Source organism: Bacillus sp. R86525 (assembly GCF_042466195.1).
Classification (GTDB): Bacteria; Bacillota; Bacilli; order Bacillales; family Bacillaceae_G; genus Bacillus_A; species Bacillus_A nitratireducens.
Window position 1 is genome coordinate 1207766 of the sequence record NZ_JAXHPX010000007.1, and the last position, 16478, is coordinate 1224243.

Annotated in this window: 18 protein-coding genes; 15 read left to right on the plus strand and 3 right to left on the minus strand. The window is 36.3% G+C overall.

Annotation, left to right across the window (positions count from 1 at the left end):
• The first annotated feature begins 56 nt into the window (after nt 1-56).
• From SJY24_RS08740 to SJY24_RS08795, 12 genes are all read left to right on the plus strand, one after another.
• Nucleotides 57-455 carry a cytidine deaminase gene (locus SJY24_RS08740; protein ID WP_377864412.1) on the plus strand — a complete coding sequence of 133 codons (399 nt, stop codon included), beginning with the start codon at nt 57-59 and terminating at the stop codon, nt 453-455.
• The gene (gene era / locus SJY24_RS08745; RefSeq protein ID WP_001080239.1) at nt 448-1353 is read left to right on the plus strand and encodes a GTPase Era; all 906 of its coding nucleotides are present in this window, start codon (nt 448-450) and stop codon (nt 1351-1353) included. The genes SJY24_RS08740 and era overlap by 8 nt, the downstream gene beginning before the upstream one ends.
• Nucleotides 1354-1529: 176 nt before the next feature.
• Complete coding sequence (locus SJY24_RS08750) at nt 1530-1673, plus strand: YqzL family protein (protein ID WP_000883924.1); 144 nt, start codon at nt 1530-1532, stop codon at nt 1671-1673.
• Nucleotides 1674-1706: 33 nt separating this feature from the next.
• Nucleotides 1707-2453 (plus strand): DNA repair protein RecO, encoded by a 747-nt coding sequence (gene recO / locus SJY24_RS08755; protein WP_000487006.1) that lies wholly within the window; start codon nt 1707-1709, stop codon nt 2451-2453.
• A gap of 106 nt (nt 2454-2559) precedes the next feature.
• Nucleotides 2560-3192, plus strand: a complete 633-nt coding sequence (ccpN, locus tag SJY24_RS08760; RefSeq protein WP_002077328.1) for a transcriptional regulator CcpN — start codon at nt 2560-2562, stop codon at nt 3190-3192.
• Between the two features lie 29 nt (nt 3193-3221).
• Nucleotides 3222-4034: a pyruvate, water dikinase regulatory protein gene (locus SJY24_RS08765; RefSeq protein ID WP_377864413.1), complete on the plus strand. Its 813-nt coding sequence runs from the start codon at nt 3222-3224 to the stop codon at nt 4032-4034.
• Between the two features lie 598 nt (nt 4035-4632).
• A complete protein-coding gene (locus tag SJY24_RS08770) occupies nt 4633-4788 on the plus strand; it encodes a DUF188 domain-containing protein (protein ID WP_377864414.1) in 156 nt (51 codons plus the stop codon).
• A gap of 107 nt (nt 4789-4895) precedes the next feature.
• Nucleotides 4896-6692: a DNA primase gene (gene dnaG / locus SJY24_RS08775; protein WP_098499577.1), complete on the plus strand. Its 1797-nt coding sequence runs from the start codon at nt 4896-4898 to the stop codon at nt 6690-6692.
• A 59-nt stretch (nt 6693-6751) separates the two neighbouring features.
• Nucleotides 6752-7879, plus strand: a complete 1128-nt coding sequence (gene rpoD / locus SJY24_RS08780; protein WP_000764062.1) for an RNA polymerase sigma factor RpoD — start codon at nt 6752-6754, stop codon at nt 7877-7879.
• A gap of 385 nt (nt 7880-8264) precedes the next feature.
• Nucleotides 8265-8621 (plus strand): cytochrome c550, encoded by a 357-nt coding sequence (gene cccA / locus SJY24_RS08785; RefSeq protein WP_002015178.1) that lies wholly within the window; start codon nt 8265-8267, stop codon nt 8619-8621.
• A 167-nt stretch (nt 8622-8788) separates the two neighbouring features.
• Nucleotides 8789-9496 (plus strand): tRNA (adenine(22)-N(1))-methyltransferase, encoded by a 708-nt coding sequence (locus tag SJY24_RS08790; protein WP_044737727.1) that lies wholly within the window; start codon nt 8789-8791, stop codon nt 9494-9496.
• Complete coding sequence (locus tag SJY24_RS08795; RefSeq protein WP_377864415.1) at nt 9493-10614, plus strand: Nif3-like dinuclear metal center hexameric protein; 1122 nt, start codon at nt 9493-9495, stop codon at nt 10612-10614. The genes SJY24_RS08790 and SJY24_RS08795 overlap by 4 nt, the downstream gene beginning before the upstream one ends.
• A gap of 40 nt (nt 10615-10654) precedes the next feature.
• Here the strand turns inward: SJY24_RS08795 and SJY24_RS08800 are convergent, their stop codons facing one another.
• Together SJY24_RS08800 and vrrA are read right to left on the minus strand one after the other, a co-directional pair.
• Entirely contained in the window at nt 10655-11605 is a 951-nt protein-coding gene (locus tag SJY24_RS08800) for a 4-hydroxy-3-methylbut-2-enyl diphosphate reductase (protein WP_002067184.1), read from the minus strand.
• Between the two features lie 89 nt (nt 11606-11694).
• Nucleotides 11695-12420: a VrrA/YqfQ family protein gene (gene vrrA / locus SJY24_RS08805; protein ID WP_377864416.1), complete on the minus strand. Its 726-nt coding sequence runs from the start codon at nt 12418-12420 to the stop codon at nt 11695-11697.
• Between the two features lie 179 nt (nt 12421-12599).
• On the opposite strand from vrrA, the gene SJY24_RS08810 reads away from it, so the two are divergent.
• Both SJY24_RS08810 and SJY24_RS08815 read left to right on the plus strand, forming a co-directional pair.
• Nucleotides 12600-13910, plus strand: a complete 1311-nt coding sequence (locus SJY24_RS08810; RefSeq protein WP_377864417.1) for a DEAD/DEAH box helicase — start codon at nt 12600-12602, stop codon at nt 13908-13910.
• Between the two features lie 250 nt (nt 13911-14160).
• Nucleotides 14161-15057, plus strand: coding sequence for a deoxyribonuclease IV (locus SJY24_RS08815; protein ID WP_000912450.1), 897 nt, complete (start codon nt 14161-14163; stop codon nt 15055-15057).
• 19 nt (nt 15058-15076) lie between these two features.
• On the opposite strand, the gene SJY24_RS08820 is transcribed toward SJY24_RS08815, so the two are convergent.
• Complete coding sequence (locus SJY24_RS08820) at nt 15077-15331, minus strand: DUF2624 domain-containing protein (protein ID WP_001048955.1); 255 nt, start codon at nt 15329-15331, stop codon at nt 15077-15079.
• Nucleotides 15332-15482: 151 nt separating this feature from the next.
• Here SJY24_RS08820 and SJY24_RS08825 point away from each other — a divergent pair, with 151 nt between their 5' ends.
• On the plus strand, nt 15483-16361 hold the full coding sequence (locus SJY24_RS08825; RefSeq protein ID WP_000412586.1) for a YitT family protein: 879 nt from the start codon (nt 15483-15485) through the stop codon (nt 16359-16361).
• The last annotated feature ends 117 nt before the right edge of the window (nt 16362-16478 follow it).

Here is a 16478-nt window from a genome sequence, read left to right on the forward strand (position 1 = left end):
GCCTTTAATAGAAGAATGTATCTATTCACAGCTGTGAACGGAAAGGATGCGGGAATATGAATAGCAAACAATTAATTCAAGAAGCAATCGAAGCGCGTAAACAAGCGTACGTACCATATTCTAAATTTCAAGTAGGTGCAGCTTTACTAACTCAGGATGGAAAAATATATCGTGGATGTAATGTTGAAAATGCATCATATGGTTTATGTAACTGTGCAGAAAGAACAGCTTTATTTAAGGCGATTTCTGAAGGAGATAAAGGGTTTGTAGCTATTGCAGTTGTAGCGGATACAAAGCGTCCGGTACCTCCTTGTGGAGCATGCCGACAAGTTATGGTAGAATTATGTAAACAGGATACGAAAGTATACCTATCAAATTTACATGGTGACGTTCAAGAGACTACAGTTGGAGAATTGTTACCAGGAGCATTTTTAGCGGAGGATTTACATGAATAGAAAAGGTTATAAATCAGGTTTTGTCTCTATTATTGGCAGACCGAATGTTGGAAAATCTACATTTTTAAATCGTATTATCGGCCAAAAAATTGCCATTATGAGTGACAAGCCACAAACAACTCGTAATAAAATTCAAGGCGTATATACAGAAAATGATTCACAAGTAATTTTCATTGATACACCAGGGATACATAAACCTAAACATAAACTAGGCGACTTCATGGTGAAGATGGCTCAAACGACATTAAAAGAAGTTGATATTGTTCTGTTTATGGTCAATGCAGTTGAAGGATTTGGTCGTGGTGAGGAATTCATTATTGAGAAATTAAAAGAAACGAAACAACCAGTATTTTTGGTAATTAATAAAATTGACCAACTTCATCCAGAGCAATTATTAGAGTTAATTGATCAATACCGTAAACTATATGAGTTTGCAGAGATTGTACCAATTTCTGCATTAGACGGTAATAATGTGGATGCTTTAATTGGAACAATTAAAAAGTATTTACCAGAAGGACCGCAATACTACCCAGATAATCAAGTAACGGATCATCCAGAGCGATTTATTATTTCAGAGCTTATTCGTGAAAAAGTATTACATTTAACACGTGAAGAAGTGCCGCACTCTGTAGCGGTTGTTATTGATGCAATTCAAAAACGTGAGGGCGGAGCGGTTTATATAAACGCAACGATTGTTGTTGAACGTGCATCACAAAAAGGAATTATTATAGGTAAGCAAGGAAAGATGTTAAAAGAAGTCGGTAAGCGAGCTCGTTTTGACATTGAAGCACTACTTGGTTCTAAAGTATTTTTAGAAGTATGGGTAAAAGTGCAAAAAGATTGGCGTAATAAGATGTCACAGCTCCGTGACCTTGGTTTCCGTGAAGACGAGTATTAATATGGAGTAAAGTTGTAATCAGTGGATGGTCCATTCATCCACTGATTATTGGTTTTTATGAACCTTGATAAATTAGGAAAAATTTTTCTCACATGAAAATGAACAAAATGGGTCAATTTAATAACAACAAAGGAAATTGGTTTATAGGCTACGCTTATTGAGAAAGGTGGATTCTTATGCTAGATTTTACCTGGAAGTTTTTCTCCAAAACAGGAAGCATTGAAACGTATTTGCTTTTGAAAGAAATGGAAAAAGACGTAAACGATGAGATGGATCAACATGAAGAGGAGTTAGCGCATCTAGACTCTCCAATTTCTTGACCCGTTTTGTTCAAACCTTGGATGGTGACGAACATGTTTCAAAAAGTTGAGGGCATTGTTATCCGTACGACAGATTACGGAGAAACGAACAAGATTGTTACAATATTCTCACGGGAATTTGGTAAGGTAAGTGCAATGGCAAGAGGGGCGAAAAAACCGAAGAGTCGGTTAGCAGCTGTTTCGCAACTTATGACACATGGTCATTTTCTTATTCAAATAGGATCTGGACTTGGAACTTTGCAACAAGGCGAGATTATTTCATCTATGAAAGAAATTCGTGAGGATATATTTTTAACTGCTTATGCATCATTTATTATTGAATTAACTGATAAAGCAACAGAGGATAAGAAGAATAATCCGTATTTATTTGAAATGTTATATCAAACGTTGCATTATATGTGTGAGGGTGTTGACCCTGAAGTATTATCATTAATTTATCAAACGAAAATGCTTCCGGTATTAGGGATGCGCCCGTACTTTGATACATGTGCTATTTGTCATCAAGAAACAGATTTTGTCGCCTTCTCTGTTCGGGAAGGCGGTTTTCTGTGCTCGCGTCATGCAGAGCAAGATCAGTATCGTATTCCGGTGGGAGAAGCCGTTCATAAATTATTACGTCTCTTTTTTCACTTCGATCTACACCGGCTCGGTAATGTATCGGTAAAGGATAGTACAAAAAAACAAATGCGCACAGTATTGAATACATATTATGATGAATATTGTGGGATTTATTTGAAATCAAGGCGTTTCTTAGAACAACTTGATAAATTTCAAATATAATTAGGGCCGTATACGGTCCTTTTTACATACTTTCTTTTTCGAATAGCATATTTAGTATATAATATTTAAGAGATAGTATAACTTTTTTCGTTGTGCATTAAAGGTGGTGATTATCATAGAGCTGAATAAACGGCAAGAACATATCATTCAGATTGTAAAAGATCACGGTCCTATTACAGGGGAGTCAATTGCTGCGCAATTGGGTTTAACACGTGCAACGCTAAGACCAGACTTAGCAATTTTAACGATGGCTGGTTATTTAGAAGCGCGTCCACGCGTAGGTTATTTTTATACGGGTAAAACTGGGGGACAGCTATTATCTGAAGCTGTTAAAAAAATTAAAGTGCAAGATTATCAATCTAGACCTGCTGTAATTGATAAAAATGTATCAGTATACGATGCAATCTGTACTATGTTTCTAGAGGATGTTGGTACATTGTTTGTTGTAGATCAAGCTATTTTATTGGTTGGCGTTGTATCTCGTAAAGATTTATTACGAGCTAGCTTAGGAAAGCAGGATTTAACCTCTCTTCCGGTTAATATTATCATGACAAGGATGCCAAACATTGCGATGTGTCGCAGGGAGGATTCTTTATATGATATTGCGATGGAATTAATAGAAAGACAGATTGATGCAATGCCAGTTGTAAAGGACACGAAACAAGGTCTAGAAGTGATTGGGCGAATTACAAAGACAAATATTACACGTGCGTTTGTAAATTTAGTAAATAACGAATAAGTGTAATTTGTTTAAAGTGAGGTAATGTAATGGATAATAAAATCGTATATGTCGTATCTGACTCTGTAGGAGAAACGGCTGATTTGGTTGTTAGAGCGGCAATGGGACAGTTCCCATTCGCTCCTGATATTAGACGTGTACCTTATGTAGAAGATACAGGGACATTAAAAGAAGTAATCTCGATTGCCAAGAGCAATCAGGCGCTTATTTGTTTTACGTTAGTAAAGCCTGATATGCGTCAGTATTTATTGACAGAGGCGGCAAAAGAAGGGGTAGAGGCATACGATATTATCGGACCTCTTATCGATCAAATTGAAGAAATTACAGGGCAAGTACCAAGGTATGAGCCAGGTGTCGTTCGAAGATTAGATGAAGAGTACTTTAAAAAGATTGAAGCGATTGAATTTGCGGTTAAGTATGATGATGGTAGAGATGCACGTGGTATTTTAAAAGCCGATATCGTGTTGATTGGAATTTCACGCACATCAAAAACACCACTTTCACAATATTTAGCGCATAACAAACGCTTGAAAGTTGCCAATGTACCACTTGTACCAGAAGTGGATCCGCCTGAGGAATTATATAAAGTGGCAAAAGAGAAATGTTTCGGTTTGAAAATTACACCGGATAAGTTAAATCATATTCGAAAAGAACGATTAAAATCACTTGGATTAAGTGATGGAGCAACATATGCGAATATTAATCGTATTAAAGAAGAAACCGTTCATTTTGAGAATGTAGTGAGTAAAATAAATTGTCAAGTGATCGATGTATCAAATAAGGCGATTGAAGAAACAGCTAATATTATTGTGAATGCAGTGCAAAACCAAAAAATGTTTTAGCACATTTACCACAGGTGAATGTGCTTTTTTCGCTCGTGAGAAGTAGGGCAATAACTGTCGATTTAGTAATAGAATACAGTGTAATGGTTATACTTATATTCTTCTGTTTTTTTATTATGTTGAAGGAACGATTTAGTTATCTTTAAATGTAAAATGAAAATTAAAGGGATATGTAGCGTAGTTGAAGAAAATATATTATAATAAAAAATTGTGATAAAAACCGATATTTTACGTTTAGACTTTAATTTTTCAGAATAAACTAGGGATAGGATTTGCGAAAAAGACATGTATTTACGTTAAATCGACAAAATCTAAACAAGAAAACGCACATTATGGAAGGATTCGCAGAAGGGATGTAGAATACAGAAATATGCAAAACATCAGTGAGATATTAGTTGATGCAGATGCATGTCCCGTGAAGGATGAAATTGTGCGCGTTAGAACAAAAATTTATGTCGAAATTTTGTTTGTCGTATCGTAGGCTCATCGTTTAAGAAAACAGCAAGATAATTGGGTCTATGTAGATTTTAAGCAAGATGAAGTCGTTTTTTATATTTATCAACATGCAAAAGCTACAGATTTCGTGATCACATAGGATATGTGGCTTGCTAGTCTTCTTTTGAAAAAAGAAGTACATGTATTGTCTCCACGAAGTACATTTGTAAAAGATGAGCAAATGGATACAATTTTATATGGTAGGTATGTATTTGTGAAGTTACGAAGGCAAGGGGCTTATACAAAAGGCCCAAAATAGTTTACACAACGTGATTGACAGCACTTTCTAATAAATTTAGAAAAATATTGTCGAATTATAAAGGAATCTTTTAATTTATATCGAATACAAAATACGGAGATGGAGTTATGGGGAACAGAATTCCCGAAGAAGTTGTTGAACAGATTCGGACGTCATCCGATATTGTAGAAGTGATAGGTGAGTATGTTCAACTTAGAAAGCAGGGGCGTAACTATTTCGGCCTTTGTCCATTTCATGGTGAGAATTCCCCTTCATTCTCTGTTTCATCTGATAAGCAAATTTTTCATTGCTTCGGATGTGGAGAAGGTGGAAATGTATTTTCCTTTCTTATGAAAATGGAAGGACTTGCTTTCACCGAGGCTGTTCAAAAGCTGGGTGAAAGAAATGGAATTGCAGTTGCAGAATATACATCAGGGCAAGGACAACAAGAAAACATATCTGATGACACTGTCATCATGCAACAGGCTCATGAACTTTTGAAGAAGTATTATCACCATTTATTAGTAAATACAGAAGAAGGAAATGAAGCACTTTCGTATTTATTAAAACGTGGTATTACAAAAGAAATGATTGAGAAGTTTGAAATTGGTTATGCATCACCAGCTTGGGATGCAACGACAAAAATTTTGCAAAAAAGAGGTTTTTCGCTATCTAGTATGGAACAAGCCGGCCTTCTTATAAGAAGCGAGAAGGATGGTAGTCATTATGACCGCTTCCGTGGAAGGGTTATGTTTCCAATTTATACTTTACAAGGTAAGGTGATAGCGTTTAGTGGAAGGGCGCTAGGAGATGATACTCCGAAATATTTAAATAGTCCTGAAACACCAATTTTTCATAAAAGTAAGTTGTTGTATAACTTCCACCAAGCAAGGCCGTTTATTAGAAAACGTGGGCAGGTTGTCCTTTTTGAAGGATATGCCGATGTACTAGCCGCGGTAAAAAGTGGTGTGGAAGAAGCTGTTGCGACAATGGGAACAGCTTTAACTGAAGAACAAGCGAAACTTCTGCGACGTAACGTTGAAACTGTTGTTCTTTGCTATGATGGTGATAAAGCAGGGCGAGAAGCGACGATGAAAGCAGGGCAGTTGTTATTGCAAGTCGGTTGCCAAGTGAAAGTCACACCCTTGCCAGATAAGCTTGATCCTGATGAATATGTGCAACAATATGGGACAACTGCTTTTGAAAATCTTGTGAAATCAAGTATAAGTTTTGTTGGTTTCAAAATAAATTATTTGCGTTTAGGGAAAAATTTGCAAGATGAGTCTGGCAAAGAAGAATATGTAAAAAGTGTTTTAAAAGAGTTATCATTGCTACAGGATGCGATGCAGGCTGAATCATATTTAAAGTCATTATCGCAAGAATTTTCGTATTCAATGGAAACACTTTTGAATCAATTGCACCAATATCGCAAAGAACAAAAGGTACAGCAAAAACAAATAAAGCAAGTTTCTAAGCCATCTCAAATTGTTCAAACGAAACCGAAGTTAACAGGTTTTGAAAGGGCAGAAAGAGAAATTATTTACCACATGTTGCAAAGTGCAGAAGTGACTGTTCGTATGGAACCCCATATAGAAGATTTTCATACAGAAGAACATAAAGGGATTTTATATGAACTATACGCATATTATGAAAAGGGAAATGAACCTTCAGTCGGAACATTTTTAAGTTGGCTCTCTGATGAAAAGTTGAAAAATATTATCACTGATATTTCGACGGATGAATTTATTAATCCAGAATACACAGAAGAAGTATTGCAAGGTCATTTGGAGACGCTCAAACGTCATCAGGAAAAACTTGAAAAGATGGAAATCATCTTTAAAGTAAAACAAATGGAAAAAACAGATCCTGTAGAGGCTGCTAAATATTATGTGGCATATTTACAAAATCAAAAAGCAAGAAAATAGCTTTTTTGATAAAATTTTAGTATAATGAATGTTTGTATCTCGCGTAAGGAGGGGAACAGATGGCTGACAAACCAGCTCGTTCTAAACAAATTGAAACTGAAATGACCCTTGAGCAAGTGAAAGAACAACTCACTGAGCTCGGAAAAAAACGTGGCGTTCTTACATATGAAGAGATTGCAGAACGCATGAATGGATTTGAAATTGAATCCGATCAAATGGATGAATACTATGAATATTTAGGTGAACAAGGGATTGACTTAGTTGGTGACAATGACAACGACGAAGGTCCTAATAATCGCCAAATTACAAAAACGGAAGAAGAATTTGACCTTAATGATTTAAGTGTGCCACCAGGTGTGAAAATCAATGATCCTGTTCGTATGTACTTAAAAGAAATTGGTCGTGTAGACTTACTATCTGCAGAAGAAGAAATTCGACTTGCGACACGTATTGAAGAAGGCGATGAAGAAGCAAAACGCCGTCTTGCGGAAGCAAACTTACGTCTTGTAGTAAGTATTGCAAAGCGCTACGTGGGCCGTGGTATGCTGTTCTTAGACTTAATCCAAGAAGGAAATATGGGTTTAATTAAGGCAGTTGAAAAGTTCGACTACCGTAAAGGTTTTAAATTTAGTACGTATGCAACTTGGTGGATTCGCCAGGCTATTACACGTGCGATTGCAGACCAAGCGCGAACAATTCGTATTCCAGTTCATATGGTTGAAACAATTAATAAGTTAATCCGTGTACAACGTCAATTATTACAAGATTTAGGTCGCGAACCATCTCCTGAAGAGATTGGTGAAGAAATGGATCTTGCTCCAGAAAAAGTACGCGAAATTTTAAAAATTGCACAGGAGCCAGTTTCTCTTGAAACACCAATTGGTGAAGAAGATGACTCCCATTTAGGTGACTTTATTGAAGACCAAGAAGCAACATCGCCTGCGGACCATGCAGCGTATGAGTTGCTAAAAGAACAATTAGAAGATGTGTTAGATACACTAACAGATCGTGAAGAAAATGTTCTGCGTCTTCGTTTTGGTTTAGATGATGGACGAACTCGTACGCTTGAAGAAGTTGGGAAAGTATTCGGCGTAACGAGAGAACGTATTCGTCAAATTGAAGCGAAAGCACTTCGCAAATTAAGACATCCAAGCCGTAGTAAGCGTCTTAAGGATTTCTTAGAATAGGCTACCTTTAAGTTTACTTCACTTTTGTGAAGTAAACTTTTTTATTTTGTTAATTTTTGTTAAATTTTAGCTATCGGCAACGATTACAATTTCTTGTAATTTATTTTACAGAATTGTCTTTTGATTTGCAAATGATCATTTTTCGATTTTTCGATTTATTTTGTTTATTATATACAAAATAATATGTAGAAAAGTAAAAAATATGATGAGAAACGTTAGTAATTATCGAAATAATATGCGATGTAATAGTGAAAATCAATAAACTGAATTTATGGAATATTTTTAACAAATATTAGTTTACTCTTTTCTGATAGAACGTTTTCAAGTACAATAAAAATGACTGAATCATCTAACTATTTAGGGGTATAGAGGGGGGAGAAGAGATATGAAACGTAATCCGTTGATTCCGTTCGCTCTTATTGCAGCATTAGGTATTATCGTTATGTTTGTATTTTCATTTCAGGGGCTAAATAAATCTAAAGAGTTAGCTGATGCAAAAAATGGTGGGAAACCAGCGCAAACAGCATCAAAGCCAGAGGATATTGTAAAGCAAAGCTGTACGAGCTGTCACGGTGATCAGTTACAAGGGGCAGTGGGACCTAATTTACAAAAAATTGGTGGGAAACTTTCGAAAGATGAAATTAAAGAAGTTCTTTCAAAAGGAAAAGGAAATATGCCAGCTAATTTAATTCCAGCTGATCAAGCAACGAAAGTAGCTGATTGGTTATCCAAGAAAAAATAAAGTATAGAAAAACAAGCCTTTTGCTTTTGTGCAAAAGGCTTGTTTTTCTATACTTTCTAAAATACGATTAGTAATAGAGAATGGAAGTGTTGTTATGGACTTGCAACAACCACTATAAATTCATTATCATGGAGACAGACTGACAAGAGAAGGAGTAATGGAAATACATGAATGAAGTAAAGCTTTCAAAACGATTAGAAGAAGTTGTGCGGGAGATTCCAGTAGGATCCACAGTAGCTGATATTGGATCGGATCATGCGTATTTACCGTGTTATACAATTATAAATAATATTGCTACAAAAGCAGTTGCAGGAGAAGTTGTAGATGGACCATTTCGATCTGCGCAAGCAACTGTAGCTGAAAGTGGCTTGCAAGATAAGGTAGACGTTCGTAAAGGGAATGGATTAGAAGTAATTACACCAGGGGAAGTAGATGTGATTACAGTTGCTGGTATGGGTGGAGCACTAATTCGTGACATTTTAGAAAGTGGTAAAGAAAAATTAGAAGGTGTAACACGTTTAATTTTACAGCCGAACATTGCAGCGCATCACATTCGTGAATGGTTTATTGAAAATGGCTGGGAGCTTATCCATGAAAAAATCGTAAAAGAAGACGGGAAAATTTACGAGATTTTAGTTGGGGAACGAGGAAATATTGCAGCACCTTACTCGGATAATAAACAAGCTGAATTGTTTATGGGTCCATTTTTAATAAAAGAAAAAAGTGAAGCTTTTGTTGAAAAGTGGGAAGGAGAATTGAAAAACTTCCAAAATATTTTAAAACAGTTAGAGCGTGCGGCAGAATCTGAAGAAACACAGGCGAAGCGTGCAGAAGTAGACGCGAAAATGAAAATGATAGGGGAGGTTTTATCATGAGTAAAATTCCGAATGGTCATGAAATTATTTCTTTATTTGAAAGTATGTATCCGAAGCACTTAGCGATGGAAGGGGATAAGATCGGCCTGCAGATTGGGGCACTTAATAAACCTGTGCAGCACGTACTAATCGCGTTAGATGTAACGGAGGAAGTTGTGGACGAGGCAATCCAATTAGGGGCGAATATCATTATAGCGCACCATCCTTTAATCTTTAGTCCATTAAAAGCAATTCATACAGATAAGGCGTACGGAAGAATTATTGAAGCGTGTATTAAAAATGATATTGCGATTTATGCAGCACATACAAATGTAGATATCGCTAAGGGCGGGGTAAATGATTTACTTGCTGATGCGTTAGGGTTACAAAATACAGAAGTATTAGTTCCTACATATGCAGAAGAAATGAAAAAAATTGTTGTATTTGTTCCGGTAACTCATGCAGAAGAAGTACGCAAAGCTCTTGGAGATGCGGATGCAGGTCATATCGGTAATTATAGCCACTGTACGTTCGGTAGTGAAGGGGTGGGTACGTTTATCCCTCAAGAAGGTACAAACCCTTATATCGGTGAAACTGGACAGTTAGAACGTGTGGACGAGGTGCGTATCGAAACGATTATTCCAGCTTCATTACAAAGAAAAGCTATTAAAGCGATGTTGGCAGCCCATCCATATGAAGAAGTGGCGTATGATGTATATCCTCTTGATAATAAAGGTGAAGCATTAGGACTTGGTAAAATAGGATATTTACAAGAAGAAATGACGCTTGAACAGTTTGCTTTACACGTGAAACAATCATTACATGTAAAAGGCGCGAGAGTTGTTGGGAAGTTAGATGATACAGTGCGTAAAGTAGCTGTACTTGGTGGTGACGGTAATAAATATATAAACCAAGCGAAATTTAAAGGAGCAGATGTATATGTAACAGGTGACATGTATTATCATGTTGCTCATGATGCGATGATGCTTGGTTTAAATATAGTTGACCCAGGACATAACGTTGAAAAAGTAATGAAGCAAGGTGTGCAAAAGCAATTGCAAGAAAAAGTAGATGCGAAGAAATTCAATGTACACATTCATGCTTCGCAGTTACATACAGATCCATTCACATTTGTATAAGAAAAATAAAAACCGTTGCTCATGTAGGCAACGGTTTTTATTATTGTTCTTTTTTCACTTTTACACGAGGTAGTATCTTTTGAAGTGGTACTTTTCGAATTCTTTCCCATGTAGCTGGATTCATTGGGTCATATTGATCTAAGAAAGCAATAACTTCTTTTGTAATTGGCGTTGGAGTAGAAGCACCTGCTGTAACAGCTACGTTTTCTACACCTTGTAGCCATTCTAATTGGATTTCACTTACGTCTGCAACGCGGTATGCTGTCGTACCAGCTATTTCTTGTGATACTTGTGCTAAACGGTTTGAGTTGTTACTTTTCGGATCACCGACAACAATTGTTAAATCTGCAACATCAGCTTGTTTAGCGACAGCTTCTTGGCGAACTTGAGTTGCTAAACAAATTTCCTTGTGGAATTCTGCTGTTGGGAATTTTTTCTGAATGTCCTCCATTAAATGTTGAACATCCCATTGACTCATTGTTGTTTGATTCGTAACTAAAATTTTATCCGTTGGAATTTCTAGTGTTTTTAAATCATCAGCTTTTTCGATAAGATGAACGATATCAGGTGCGATACCAACTGCGCCTTCTGGTTCTGGATGATTTTTTTTGCCGATATAAATGACATGGTATCCTTCAGCTTTCTTTGCTTCGATAAGGTCATGTGTTTTTGTAACATCTGGACAAGTTGCATCAATTGTCGTTAAACCTTTTTCTTTTGCACGTTGTTTAACTTCTGGAGAAACACCGTGTGCAGTAAAAATAACAGTACCAGAATCGATTTTATCTAAAATTTCTAATCGACTTGGACCGTCTAATGTAATGATGCCATCCTCTTCGAAAGCATCTGTGACATGCTTATTGTGAACAATCATACCTAAAATATAAATGGGTCTCGGTAATGATTTATCTAATGCGGCGTTACGTGCAATAACCATTGCGTCAACAACACCGTAGCAATAACCACGAGGGGAAATTTTAACAATCTTCATGTGAGTAATCCTCTCCTTCTAAACAAGGGATACTTTCGTGCATAGTCCATTACATTATAAAGGAGGAGTGGATAGAAAACAAAGGATTGTTACACATATAGTTTTGGTTTTGTTGCTGATTGTTGAACGGGTTCTTTCGGAACTTCTTTTTCTATTACCGGTTCAAGCACTATTTTTTTTCGTTTCCTTTTTGGAGGTGGAGGAGGTGGAGTTGCTACCTCAACCTGTTCTGTTGCATCTTCAGTTTGATTTTCTTCCGTACTTTTTCCAGAGGTGAGGATTTTAACAATGCTTGGTAAACTACGCATAATGGGACCGTACTGTTCGACAACAGGACCGACAGATTGCACGACTTGAGATACTTTTTCGATATTATTTATCATATTAGTTGGGTTCGAAATTAAATTTGAAAAAAAACTACCGATGCCGCTGCTAGATGCCGCTGCAGTTGTAGCTGACGCAGCACCACGTGTATCATTTGATTCATACATTTGAGGTGGTATCATCTGCTCTGGATATTGCTGCATGTATGGTTGGTATTGTTGTGTATATTGTTGTTGGTATGGCTGTTGCTGTTGGTATGGCTGTTGATATTGGGGCGGCGGTTGTTGGTGCATCATCGGTGGCCCTTCCATTTGTCGATAAGGAGGGACCATTTGCATGAAAGGTTCGGTTGGATCGTGTTTTTTAAAGAGTTTAGCAAGGAAACCTTTCTTTTTTTGAGCCATCGGTGGTAGTTGTGGAATCGGATATGGTGTGTAAGATTGTTGTCCTCGATTCGGATACATTTGTCTTATAGGGGATTTCGGAAACATGTGGGAAATCCTCCTTTCTTCAGTTAGGTATATACACATACAATATGCAATGGAAGGAAAGAAGGTTAGTTTTTGAGATAAAAACCTAAACTAAAGATGGATTTTACTTGTAGATTTCGATATAATGTAGACTTGACTGATTTGTGCGCAGTAGAAATTTTAGAAAGAAGGTGTAACTTATGACACTACAAACTTTTACACAGTATGATTTTAAACCATTTTTAATAGATGCAGTTCGTGAACTACGCTTTACAGAGCCAACAGGAATTCAACAGAAAATTTTCCCGGTCGTGAAAAAAGGTGTGAGTATAATTGGACAATCCCAAACTGGTTCTGGGAAAACACATGCATACTTACTTCCTACATTAAACAGAATTGATGCAAGTCGTGAAGAAGTACAACTTGTTATTACAGCGCCTACTCGTGAGTTAGCACAACAAATTTACGAAGAAATTGTGAAACTAACAAAGTTCTGTGCGGAAGATCAAATGATTACAGCACGCTGTTTAATTGGTGGAACTGATAAACAACGATCAATTGAAAAGTTGAAAAAACAACCTCATATTGTAGTTGGAACGCCAGGACGTATTAAAGATTTAGTAGAAGAAAAGGCGCTATTTGTTTATAAAGCGGATACTATTATTGTCGATGAAGCGGACTTAATGCTTGATATGGGATTCATTCAAGATGTAGATAAAATTGCGGCACGTATGCCTAAAAATCTGCAAATGTTAGTTTTCTCTGCAACAATTCCTCAAAAATTAAAACCATTTTTGAAGAAATATATGGAGAATCCAGAACATATTCATATTAATCCGAAGCAAGTTGCAGCAGGAAATATTGATCATTACCTTGTACCTTCAAGACACCGTAATAAAACTGAATTAGTGAAAAATATGCTACTTCAATTTAAACCATATTTAGCAATTGTCTTTACAAACACAAAGAAGAAGGCTGACGAAGTAGCCGATGGATTAACAGAACGTGGGTTAAAAGTAGGACGTATACACGGTGATTTATCACCACGTGACCGTAGAAAAATGATGAAACAAGTTCGTGATTTAGAGTTCCAATACATTGTCGCAACAGATTTGGCGGCACGCGGTATTGATATTGAAGGAATTAGCCATGTTATTAACTATGAACTTCCATCAGATTTAGACTTCTTCGTTCACCGCGTTGGAAGAACTGCACGTGCGGGTCATTCAGGTATTGCGGTAACGATTTATGATCCAGCAAATGAAGAAGCGTTAGATAGTTTGGAAAAACAACGTCATATCGAGTTTAAGCATGTAGATTTACGTGGAGATGAATGGGCGGATTTAGGTGACCGTCGTCGTCGTAAGAGCCGTAAAAAACCAAATGATGGACTAGATGTTATGGCAACAAAAGTTGTTAAAAAGCCGAAAAAAGTAAAACCAAACTATAAACGAAAACTTGCAACAGAACGTGACAAAGTGAAGAAAAAATATAGCAATAAAAAAAGATAAGGGATTTCCCTTATTTTTTTTTATCTCACTACTTGAGAGAAAATCGATTAATGCAGACTATTAATTAGTGAGGTGTAGAAAAAACGTTGACTAAAGTTTCACTTTATTGGGTTAATTTAAGTATAGAGTGCAGACTGTTTAAATAGTCAGTTTAATTTATGTAGTGCCTTTTGTGTGAACAAACAATTCGCTACATATTTCTACAAATTATGCTATCATTATATCTATTGTATATTGAAGAGGTGATTGTATGTTAAAGATTGGATCTCATGTTTCAATGAGTGGTAAGAAGATGTTATTAGCAGCAAGTGAAGAGGCTGTTTCGTACGGTGCAACAACGTTCATGATTTATACAGGTGCACCGCAAAATACACGAAGAAAACCAATTGAAGAATTGAATATAGAAGCAGGAAGAAAACATATGGAACTGAACGGTATTGAAGAAATTATCGTCCATGCTCCCTATATTATTAATGTTGGGAATACGACGAAACCTGAGACGTTTCAATTAGGTGTTGACTTCCTTCGTATGGAAATTGAAAGAACGGCAGCATTAGGTGTGGCGAGACAAATTGTTCTTCACCCAGGAGCTCACGTTGGTGCAGGAGCAGATGCTGGTATTCAACAAATTATTAAAGGGCTTAATGAAGTAATAACGCCAGAACAAACGGTTAACATTGCGCTAGAAACGATGGCAGGAAAGGGAACGGAATGCGGTCGTAGCTTCGAAGAAATTGCGAAAATTATTGATGGCGTAAAATATAATGAAAAGTTATCTGTATGTTTTGATACGTGTCATACGCACGATGCAGGCTATGACATTGTAAATGATTTTGACGGTGTATTAAACGAATTTGATAAAATTGTTGGAATAGATCGTTTACAAGTACTTCATATTAACGATAGCAAAAATGTACGCGGAGCCGGAAAAGACCGTCATGAAAATATTGGTTTTGGTCATATTGGATATAAGGCGCTGCATCATATTGTGCATCACCCACAACTTACACATGTACCAAAAATTCTTGAAACGCCGTATGTAGGTGAAGATAAAAAAGACAAGAAGCCACCATATAAATTAGAAATCGAAATGCTGAAGAATGGTACTTTTGATGAAGGGATTCTTGAAAAAATTAAAGCGCAATAAGGAGGGGATTTTCCCCTCCTTATTTTAGTAGTTGTTGAAATAAAATATTTACTTGTTGGGCAGTGGCAGGAGAAGTTACCTTTGCGATTTGTTTTAAGAGATCTAGTCGTTCGTTATTATCGTAAATGTTAATGTTTTTTCCTTTCATAAGTAAAACAATTTGATCAGCTTGTGCGATTGTAATTGGAACTTCATATTCTTTGCTATATTTTAATAGCTCTTTTGTAGAAATATGGTTTAATTTTTTATTAACAATTTGTTTGATGAGGTTCATCGTGTTGTCCTCCTTCACACGTTCTACTATCGAAATATATGTGCACATAGCTTGTATATATTCTTATAGAGTTTCGTTTTTTCCATGAGAAAAAGAAGCTTATGCTATAATATAAGAACAAAACTATAGATAAAGAGTATAAGGAGGACTTATGGAAAAAAAGCAACATCGAAAAGAAAGTGTTATTCATCTTATGTATCGCTTAGTTATGATTGTCTTTGGAGCAGCGTGTGCGGCGGTAGCGATTGAACTATTTTTAATGCCAAATAAAATTATTGATGGTGGAATTATTGGTATTTCTCTTATATTAGATTATCTTACTCCTAATATTTGGTGGTTAAGTTTTTCTACTTTAGTTGTTATCCTTAACATTCCGTTTATGTACTCGGGTTATAAACAAATTGGAAAAACATTCATGTTATCTTCTGCGTTCGGAATCGTTGCTTTAGCATTTATTGAGTCGACGTTGCACGCTGTCCCGCCATTTACAACTGAGCCAATTTTAGCAACAGTTTTTGGAGGGCTTATTTTAGGTCTTGGTGTAGGGCTTGTTATTCGCCATGGTGGATCAATGGACGGAACAGAAATTATGGGGATTTTATTAACGAAGAAATTACCTTTCTCTGTTGGTGAATTTGTAATGTTTGTGAATTTATTCATTTTTGCATGGGCAGCATTTGTATTTGGTGTTGAGCAGGCGATGTATTCTGTTATGGCGTACTATATCGCATTTAAAACAATTGATACAGTAATTCAAGGATTAGACGAAACGAAAGCGGTTTTAATAGTGTCAGATCAATATGAAGAAGTATCAAATGCAATTTTACACCGCCTTGGCCGTGGAACAACAAAACTTGTTGCTAAAGGTGGCTATACCGATAAAGAAAAAGAAGTTATTTATGCAGTTGTAACGCGTCTTGAAGTGACGAAGTTAAAGTCGATTGTGCATGAAATTGATGAAAATGCCTTTGTTACGATTATGAGTACGCAAGAGACGAATGGCGGTAAGTTTAAATCAGCGATTCACTAAAAATTAATTACAATATCTTTCGAAAGCAGAGAAATTTTCTCTGCTTTTTGTTATAATAGTAAGGTTTCTGGAAATAAGGAATATATTTTGGGCAGATTGGTTTACAACTATAATAAG

Excerpts from the sequence above, each read along its gene's own strand:
- SJY24_RS08740 (WP_377864412.1), top strand. The coding sequence starts at position 57 with ATGAATAGCAAACAATTAATTCAAGAAGCAATCGAAGCGCGTAAACAA.
- era (WP_001080239.1), top strand. The coding sequence starts at position 448 with ATGAATAGAAAAGGTTATAAATCAGGTTTTGTCTCTATTATTGGCAGA.
- SJY24_RS08750 (WP_000883924.1), top strand. The coding sequence starts at position 1,530 with ATGCTAGATTTTACCTGGAAGTTTTTCTCCAAAACAGGAAGCATTGAA.
- recO (WP_000487006.1), top strand. The coding sequence starts at position 1,707 with ATGTTTCAAAAAGTTGAGGGCATTGTTATCCGTACGACAGATTACGGA.
- SJY24_RS08765 (WP_377864413.1), top strand. The coding sequence starts at position 3,222 with ATGGATAATAAAATCGTATATGTCGTATCTGACTCTGTAGGAGAAACG.
- SJY24_RS08770 (WP_377864414.1), top strand. The coding sequence starts at position 4,633 with ATGTGGCTTGCTAGTCTTCTTTTGAAAAAAGAAGTACATGTATTGTCT.
- dnaG (WP_098499577.1), top strand. The coding sequence starts at position 4,896 with ATGGGGAACAGAATTCCCGAAGAAGTTGTTGAACAGATTCGGACGTCA.
- rpoD (WP_000764062.1), top strand. The coding sequence starts at position 6,752 with ATGGCTGACAAACCAGCTCGTTCTAAACAAATTGAAACTGAAATGACC.
- cccA (WP_002015178.1), top strand. The coding sequence starts at position 8,265 with ATGAAACGTAATCCGTTGATTCCGTTCGCTCTTATTGCAGCATTAGGT.
- SJY24_RS08790 (WP_044737727.1), top strand. The coding sequence starts at position 8,789 with ATGAATGAAGTAAAGCTTTCAAAACGATTAGAAGAAGTTGTGCGGGAG.
- SJY24_RS08795 (WP_377864415.1), top strand. The coding sequence starts at position 9,493 with ATGAGTAAAATTCCGAATGGTCATGAAATTATTTCTTTATTTGAAAGT.
- SJY24_RS08800 (WP_002067184.1), bottom strand. The coding sequence starts at position 11,605 with ATGAAGATTGTTAAAATTTCCCCTCGTGGTTATTGCTACGGTGTTGTT.
- vrrA (WP_377864416.1), bottom strand. The coding sequence starts at position 12,420 with ATGTTTCCGAAATCCCCTATAAGACAAATGTATCCGAATCGAGGACAA.
- SJY24_RS08810 (WP_377864417.1), top strand. The coding sequence starts at position 12,600 with ATGACACTACAAACTTTTACACAGTATGATTTTAAACCATTTTTAATA.
- SJY24_RS08815 (WP_000912450.1), top strand. The coding sequence starts at position 14,161 with ATGTTAAAGATTGGATCTCATGTTTCAATGAGTGGTAAGAAGATGTTA.
- SJY24_RS08820 (WP_001048955.1), bottom strand. The coding sequence starts at position 15,331 with ATGAACCTCATCAAACAAATTGTTAATAAAAAATTAAACCATATTTCT.
- SJY24_RS08825 (WP_000412586.1), top strand. The coding sequence starts at position 15,483 with ATGGAAAAAAAGCAACATCGAAAAGAAAGTGTTATTCATCTTATGTAT.